General features: G+C 50.6%; 9 protein-coding genes. 3 read left to right on the forward strand and 6 right to left on the reverse strand.

Going from position 1 to position 6,393, the window contains the following annotated elements:
• Nucleotides 1-1,128: DNA helicase IV (gene helD / locus JTI85_RS08765; protein ID WP_219352440.1), on the forward strand; the 1,128-nt coding region annotated here is incomplete at its 5' end.
• Nucleotides 1,129-1,163: 35 nt separating this feature from the next.
• On the opposite strand, the gene mgsA is transcribed toward helD, so the two are convergent.
• A complete protein-coding gene (gene mgsA, locus JTI85_RS08770) occupies nucleotides 1,164-1,622 on the reverse strand; it encodes a methylglyoxal synthase (RefSeq protein WP_048212106.1) in 459 nt (152 codons plus the stop codon).
• Nucleotides 1,623-1,715: 93 nt separating this feature from the next.
• A complete protein-coding gene (locus JTI85_RS08775) occupies nucleotides 1,716-2,378 on the reverse strand; it encodes a DUF2057 family protein (RefSeq protein WP_048212105.1) in 663 nt (220 codons plus the stop codon).
• Between the two features lie 172 nt (nucleotides 2,379-2,550).
• On the opposite strand from JTI85_RS08775, the gene JTI85_RS08780 reads away from it, so the two are divergent.
• Nucleotides 2,551-2,964, forward strand: coding sequence for a CoA-binding protein (locus JTI85_RS08780; RefSeq protein ID WP_199982158.1), 414 nt, complete (start codon nucleotides 2,551-2,553; stop codon nucleotides 2,962-2,964).
• Between the two features lie 74 nt (nucleotides 2,965-3,038).
• Here JTI85_RS08780 and hspQ read toward each other — a convergent pair whose 3' ends face one another.
• Nucleotides 3,039-3,356, reverse strand: a complete 318-nt coding sequence (hspQ, locus tag JTI85_RS08785) for a heat shock protein HspQ (RefSeq protein WP_005123508.1) — start codon at nucleotides 3,354-3,356, stop codon at nucleotides 3,039-3,041.
• 57 nt (nucleotides 3,357-3,413) lie between these two features.
• On the reverse strand, nucleotides 3,414-4,604 hold the full coding sequence (gene rlmI / locus JTI85_RS08790) for a 23S rRNA (cytosine(1962)-C(5))-methyltransferase RlmI (RefSeq protein ID WP_115602288.1): 1,191 nt from the start codon (nucleotides 4,602-4,604) through the stop codon (nucleotides 3,414-3,416).
• A 94-nt stretch (nucleotides 4,605-4,698) separates the two neighbouring features.
• On the opposite strand from rlmI, the gene yccX reads away from it, so the two are divergent.
• On the forward strand, nucleotides 4,699-4,980 hold the full coding sequence (yccX, locus tag JTI85_RS08795) for an acylphosphatase (protein ID WP_101742817.1): 282 nt from the start codon (nucleotides 4,699-4,701) through the stop codon (nucleotides 4,978-4,980).
• On the opposite strand, the gene tusE is transcribed toward yccX, so the two are convergent.
• Nucleotides 4,977-5,306, reverse strand: a complete 330-nt coding sequence (gene tusE, locus JTI85_RS08800; RefSeq protein ID WP_048212102.1) for a sulfurtransferase TusE — start codon at nucleotides 5,304-5,306, stop codon at nucleotides 4,977-4,979. The genes yccX and tusE overlap by 4 nt on opposite strands.
• 88 nt (nucleotides 5,307-5,394) lie before the next feature.
• Nucleotides 5,395-6,054 carry an FtsH protease modulator YccA gene (gene yccA / locus JTI85_RS08805; protein WP_003035917.1) on the reverse strand — a complete coding sequence of 220 codons (660 nt, stop codon included), beginning with the start codon at nucleotides 6,052-6,054 and terminating at the stop codon, nucleotides 5,395-5,397.
• Nucleotides 6,055-6,393: the final 339 nt, after the last annotated feature.

The raw sequence follows: 6,393 nt of genomic DNA on the forward strand, positions 1-6,393 counted from the left end.
ACCTGGCGTCAGCAGTGCAGCGAGAAAAAAGCCCAGGCTAAAGGCTGGCGACAGTGGCTGGAAGAAGAGATGCAGTGGTCCGTGCCAGAAGGCAATTTTTGGGACGATGAAAAATTACAACGTCGTCTGGCCTCACGTCTGGATCGCTGGGTTAGCCTGATGCGTATGCATGGTGGAGCACAGGCGGAGATGATCGCCAATACGCCTGAGGCGATCCGCGACCTGTTCAGCAAACGTATAAAGCTGATGGCGCCGTTACTCAAGGCCTGGAAGAGTGCTCTGAAAGAAGAGAATGCCGTCGATTTTTCTGGATTGATCCATCAGGCGATTGTCATTCTGGAGAAGGGACGCTTTATCAGCCCCTGGAAGCATATCCTGGTTGATGAATTTCAGGATATCTCCCCACAGCGCGCCGCCCTGTTAGCCGCATTGCGCAAGCAAAACTCACAGACCATGCTATTTGCCGTAGGGGATGACTGGCAGGCCATTTACCGTTTCAGTGGTGCACAACTTTCGTTAACTACCGCCTTCCGGCAACACTTTGGTGAGGGCGATCGCTGCGATCTGGATACGACATACCGTTTTAATAGTCGTATTGGCGAAATAGCCAATCGGTTTATCCAGCAAAACCCGCATCAGCTTAAAAAACCGCTCAATAGCCTGACAGCAGGCGACAGGAAAGCCGTCACTCTGCTCGATGAAAGTCAGCTGGATGCGCTGTTGGATAAGCTATCCGGCTTTGCGAAAGCAGAAGAACGCATACTGGTGCTGGCGCGATATCACCACCTCAAACCTGCCAGTCTTGAGAAAGCAGCGACCCGCTGGCCCAAACTACAGCTGGACTTTATGACTATTCATGCCAGTAAAGGACAGCAGGCGGATTATGTCATTGTCGTTGGGCTTCATGATGGCAACGATGGTTTTCCGGCCCCGGCCCGTGAGTCGATTATGGAAGAAGCATTACTGCCAATGGTCGAGGATTTTCCGGATGCAGAAGAGAGAAGGTTGCTCTACGTGGCACTTACCCGTGCCCGGCATCGGGTGTGGTTGCTGTTTAATAAAGACGCGCCATCCTGTTTTGTTGATGAACTAAAACAACTGGATGTCCCGGTAGTGAGAAAACCCTGAAGAACAGGCGGCGACGGCGGCCGCCTGTCTGGCGATTATTTGAGGCGCTCTGCCAGATAACGGGCGTAATCCGGGATCAGGATGTCCGTTGCATCGTTGAAGTTTGGCGACTGGATAATAAAATCGGCGGTAGATACGTTGGTGGCAACCGGAATATTCCAAACTGTGGCCAGGCGCAGAAGGGCTTTAACATCCGGATCATGAGGCACGGCGTTGAGTGGATCCCAGAAGAAGATCAGCACATCAATTTTCCCTTCAGAGATCAGTGCGCCGACCTGCTGATCGCCGCCCATTGGACCGCTAAGCATGGCGTTGACATCCATGCCGGTCGCGCGTTGAATGAGATTTCCTGTCGTGCCTGTCGCATAGAGGACATGCTTTTCTAACAATGGCTGGTGGCGTTCCACCCAGCTCATCAGCATCTGTTTACAGTGATCATGTGCAACCAGCGCAATATGCTTACGCGCCGGTAAAGTGCGAGTCGTCAGTTCCATAGTACAGCTCCCAAGTTAACCTTATTACAGAGTACTGGAAGCGTTTGACGCTGCAAGAGAAAGACAAAAAAAATGCGTAGGTGAACATAAACGTCATGAGGGTGGCTGTTTCTCTGCCCATTGCAGAAAATTACTTCGTGTTTGCGCATCGGCCTGGCCAAACCAATATTTCAAACGCTGTTCGGTGAGTGTTTGTGACTGCGGCGGCACCCGATCCAGTTCAGAGACCCCTGAGAGCAATGCGCTGTCATCTGCCATCATAGTGGCAAATTGTGGGAGTGAAGCATGCTTAGACGATTTGTTATAGCGTTCAGTCTCGAGTTCATAATCCACGATTTTTGCCGATGAGGTAATCGACAAAATATCCAGCTTGACCGGAATGGGCATGGAATCGCCATCTAATAGTTCCACACGGGGAGCTTCATCGAAATGCGTTGCGTCACGTTCGTTGTTCAGACGGGGGAGATGAAAATTGACCTGACTAACCAACTGAGTATCAAAACTGATGACCAGCGGAGGAGAAATATACAGACGTTCTTCATGGCTGGAGAGACGAATCGTTTTCTCAACGCGAAAGACAAGCTGATGCCGACCATTCTCCAGCTCAATACTGTCGGCACCGCGCAGTAAAGAGCTGGACACCTTTTTTCCGTCCAGCACCAGCAGGTCAATATCATTAGACAGGCGCAAAGAGGTCGCACAAACGGTTACCGGCAAAAACAGAGCAATCAGGGCTGTCACAATGCCGGTTTTCATAAGGTTCTCCTGTCCAGAAAATTTCTGTATAAGATGTATCTAAATTTTTCGACAATCATGTTTACTAACATATAGACATATTTTCCAGTTTAGCTCTCATGCGCCAGTATGGGATGAATGGTTGCGACGTCAGCTTTGTCGTACACTTTGCAAAACAGCCTGGAGGAAGACGATGAAAGAGACCGATATTGCTGGCATTTTGACATCTACCCGTACGATTGCGCTGGTAGGAGCAAGCGATAAACCCGATCGCCCGAGCTATCGGGTGATGAAGTATTTACTCGATCAGGGTTATCACGTTATCCCCGTGTCTCCTAAAGTTGCCGGAAAAACGCTGCTGGGGCAGCAGGGCTATGCGACACTGGCAGACGTACCAGAGAAAGTGGATATGGTGGATGTCTTTAGAAACTCAGAAGCAGCATGGGGAGTCGCACAGGAGGCTATTGCTATTGGTGCGAAGACTTTGTGGATGCAGCTTGGCGTGATTAATGAGCAGGCTGCCGTGCTGGCGCGCGATGCGGGCATGGCGGTAGTGATGGATCGTTGCCCGGCGATTGAAATCCCCAGACTGGGACTGGCGAAGTAAGGTTGTACTGTTGCCGGATGGCGCATTGTATATCCGGCCTACAACGGTGTTTGTCGTAGGCCGGATAAATGTTGTCAGTTGCGCAGGCGTGGAGCCTGGAGCTGTTTACGGATTGTCCGTGCCAGTTCATCCATCGATGGTTGCTCTGGATGTTCTTCCTGTAGCTCGCTACTCAACTGTGCTTCAGCCAGATACGTATGTACTGGCAGGCCATTATCGTCTTCCATCACCACGTGATACCAGGGAGCGGCGCGAAGTTCGTCGTTAACCGCCAACTCATCAGGTGACGGGTCATCAAGCGAATATTCCGGGTCGATATCCACGACCACTCCGAGGTAACCTAACAGGGAATGGCGGACCTGCTGGCCGATACCGAATTTGCTGGCAATCATAGTCACCTCCCGGGAAATAGATACCCTCTATGTAAGGGTAATATTCCACTTTTCAAGTTACATGATGCGACAGGCAAACCCTTTCAGATACAGCCCTTCCGGGTAGGTAGCGATCACAGGATGATCGGCGGCCTGACGGAACTGCTCTATAAATTGTACATCACGCCCGGCATCTATTGCGGCATCGGCGATGATTTTCTGAAATAAATCGGTGGTCATCAATCCGGAGCAGGAGAATGTCAGCAGTACGCCACCCGGATTCAGCAACTGAATTGCCAGCATATTGATGTCTTTATAGCCACGGCAGGCGCCCATCAACTGGCTCTTGTTTTCGACAAACTTCGGCGGGTCCATCACGATAACATCAAATTTCTCACCACGATCGCGATAGGCGCGCAGCAACTTGAACACGTCATCACGCACAAACTCAGCTTTGCTCAGATCCAGCTTGTTCAGCTCTACGTTCTGGCGGGCAATATCGAGCGCTTCCTGGGAGGTGTCGACGCTGACCACCTGACGGCATCCGCCCATTAATGCTGAGACAGCAAAGCCGCCGGTATAAGAGAAACAGTTCAGGACACGTTTGTTTTCCACATAACGACGCGTGGCCAGGCGGCTGTCACGCTGATCGAGGTAATAACCGGTTTTATGTCCGTGCTGAATATCAACCAGCAGTTTCATCCCGTGCTCTTCAATCGGCAGTAGAGCTGGCGGCAGTTCACCCGTGACGGGACCCTGAGTCAGTTCCATGCCTTCTTTTTTACGCACGGCAACATCGCTGCGGTCATAAATTGCGCACTCCGGGAAGACAACCTGCAGGGCGCTAATCAATGCGGCGCGTTGATATTCAGCACCGGCGCTGAGCAACTGCAATACCAGGAAGTTGCCGAAGCGGTCAATGGTGACGCCCGGCAGACCATCGGATTCGCCGGCGATCAGACGGTAGCTATCCAAACCATCTTTGTTCGCCAGCCAGTCTCGCCATTTCTGTGCCTGTTGCAGACGGCGGGTAAAGAAATCAATATCGATGGATTCAGACTTGTCGAATGTCCAGACGCGTGCACGGATCTGCGACGCGGGTGAGTACGCGCCGCGTGCTAACCATTTACCCTGATGGTCAACAATATCGATGGTTTCACCGAGGTTGGCTTTACCTTCCATACGTGCGACGGCACCGGAAAATACCCACGGATGGCGACGAAGTAATGATTTTTCGCGCCCTTTGGCTAACACTAAACGTACACTCATAATTTACTATTCTGTCAATTCAAAGAAATGGGCGCCATTGTCCTGAGTTTTACGTGTATTTGCAACGCGCACCGCGATGATAAGGAGAACCATAATGTCGAAAGTCTGCATAATTGCCTGGGTCTATGGCCGGGTACAGGGGGTGGGATTTCGCTATACCACTCAGCATGAAGCGCAACGGCTCGGATTGACTGGCTACTCGAAGAATATGGATGACGGCAGCGTAGAGGTTGTCGCCTGCGGTGAAAGCGACCGGGTGGAACAACTGATGAAGTGGTTAAAAGCCGGGGGCCCGCGTAGCGCCAGGGTAGACAGAGTCCTCAGCGAACCGCATCGGCCTGGCGAAGAGTTAACGGGATTTAGTATCCGCTATTAAATACATTTGACCGGTTTTGGCAGACCGGCAATTTTGGTTGCCTGCTTGGCCGGACCTTTCGGGAACAGGCGGTAGAGATAACGGCTGTTGCCTTTCTCTTCGCCAAACTTATTGGCCATCGCTTTGACCAGCATACGAATAGCGGGGGAGGTATTAAACTCCAGATAAAACTCGCGCACAAAGCGCACTACTTCCCAGTGTTCAACTGACAGCGTAATTCCTTCGTTTTCAGCAATGGCAACTGCCAGCGGTTCGCTCCATTCGGTTGTGTCTTTTAAATAGCCTTCGCTATCAGTACTGATTTCTTTACCTTCAAAGATCAACATAATTCTTCACTGCGTTAGTCAAACTGGCGGCAGTTTACCAAAAAAGAAAGCCCCGCATAAGCGGGGCTGGATAATGTACGTGGTCATTTTAATCGCGGCTGGCGAAGCCCAGAATGCTCAGCAGGCTGACGAAGATGTTGTACAGTGATACATACAGGCTGACGGTTGCACGGATGTAGTTGGTTTCACCACCACGGATGATGTTGCTGGTTTCAAACAGGATGGCACCTGAAGAAATCAGGATAAACACCGCGCTAATCGCCAGATGCAGCGCTGGCAGTTGCAGGAAGATATTCGCAACCATACCAATCAGCACCACCACGATACCTGCCATCAGCATACCGCCGAGGAAGGACATGTCTTTACGCGTGGTCAGAACATACGCAGAGCAGCTGAAGAAGACCAGCGCCGTACCACCCAGTGCCATACCGATCACGTCACCCATACCTGCCGACAGGTAAGTGTTCAGAATCGGTCCCAGGATGTAACCCAGGAAACCGGTGAAAGCGAAAGCAGACAGAATACCTACTGGTTTATCTGCCGTTTTGTAGGTCAGGAACATCAGACCATACATACCAACCAGCGTCAGAATCAGACCCGGAGATGGCAGCATCAGTACTGTACTGGCAGTTGCGGTGATCGCTGAAAACGCCAGCGTCAGGCTGAGCAGGAAATAGGTATTACGCAGCACCTTATGTGTGCTGAGTAGCGATGTACGATCGCGCGAAGAACTAATAATACGATCCATGAGTCACTCTCTTATGACAGATGTAATTAATGATGGAGGATAATGAAATCAAGGGGAATGACACAGCGGTTTTACCCATCTTTACGCATTTTAACCCGCCAGGCTTAAGCATATTATTTCAACAAAAGCTCCCGAATCAGATGTTAGCACTATAAGTGCAAAAATGTCAGATCCACCTCTCCCAGGTAACTGAAAAATATTGCGTTATTCCCGAATCTCTCTGACAGTGACAGCGGTGTTTACATAAAACAGAGCAATAAGGTAAAGGGAATGACTCAACATAAATCGAAGATATTGACGTTTACGCTGTTGGCTGTCTGTTTGATGTCTATTAACGGC

It is taken from the genome of Citrobacter sp. Colony219, from assembly GCF_019382635.1.
GTDB classification, from domain to species: Bacteria; Pseudomonadota; Gammaproteobacteria; order Enterobacterales; family Enterobacteriaceae; genus Citrobacter; species Citrobacter youngae.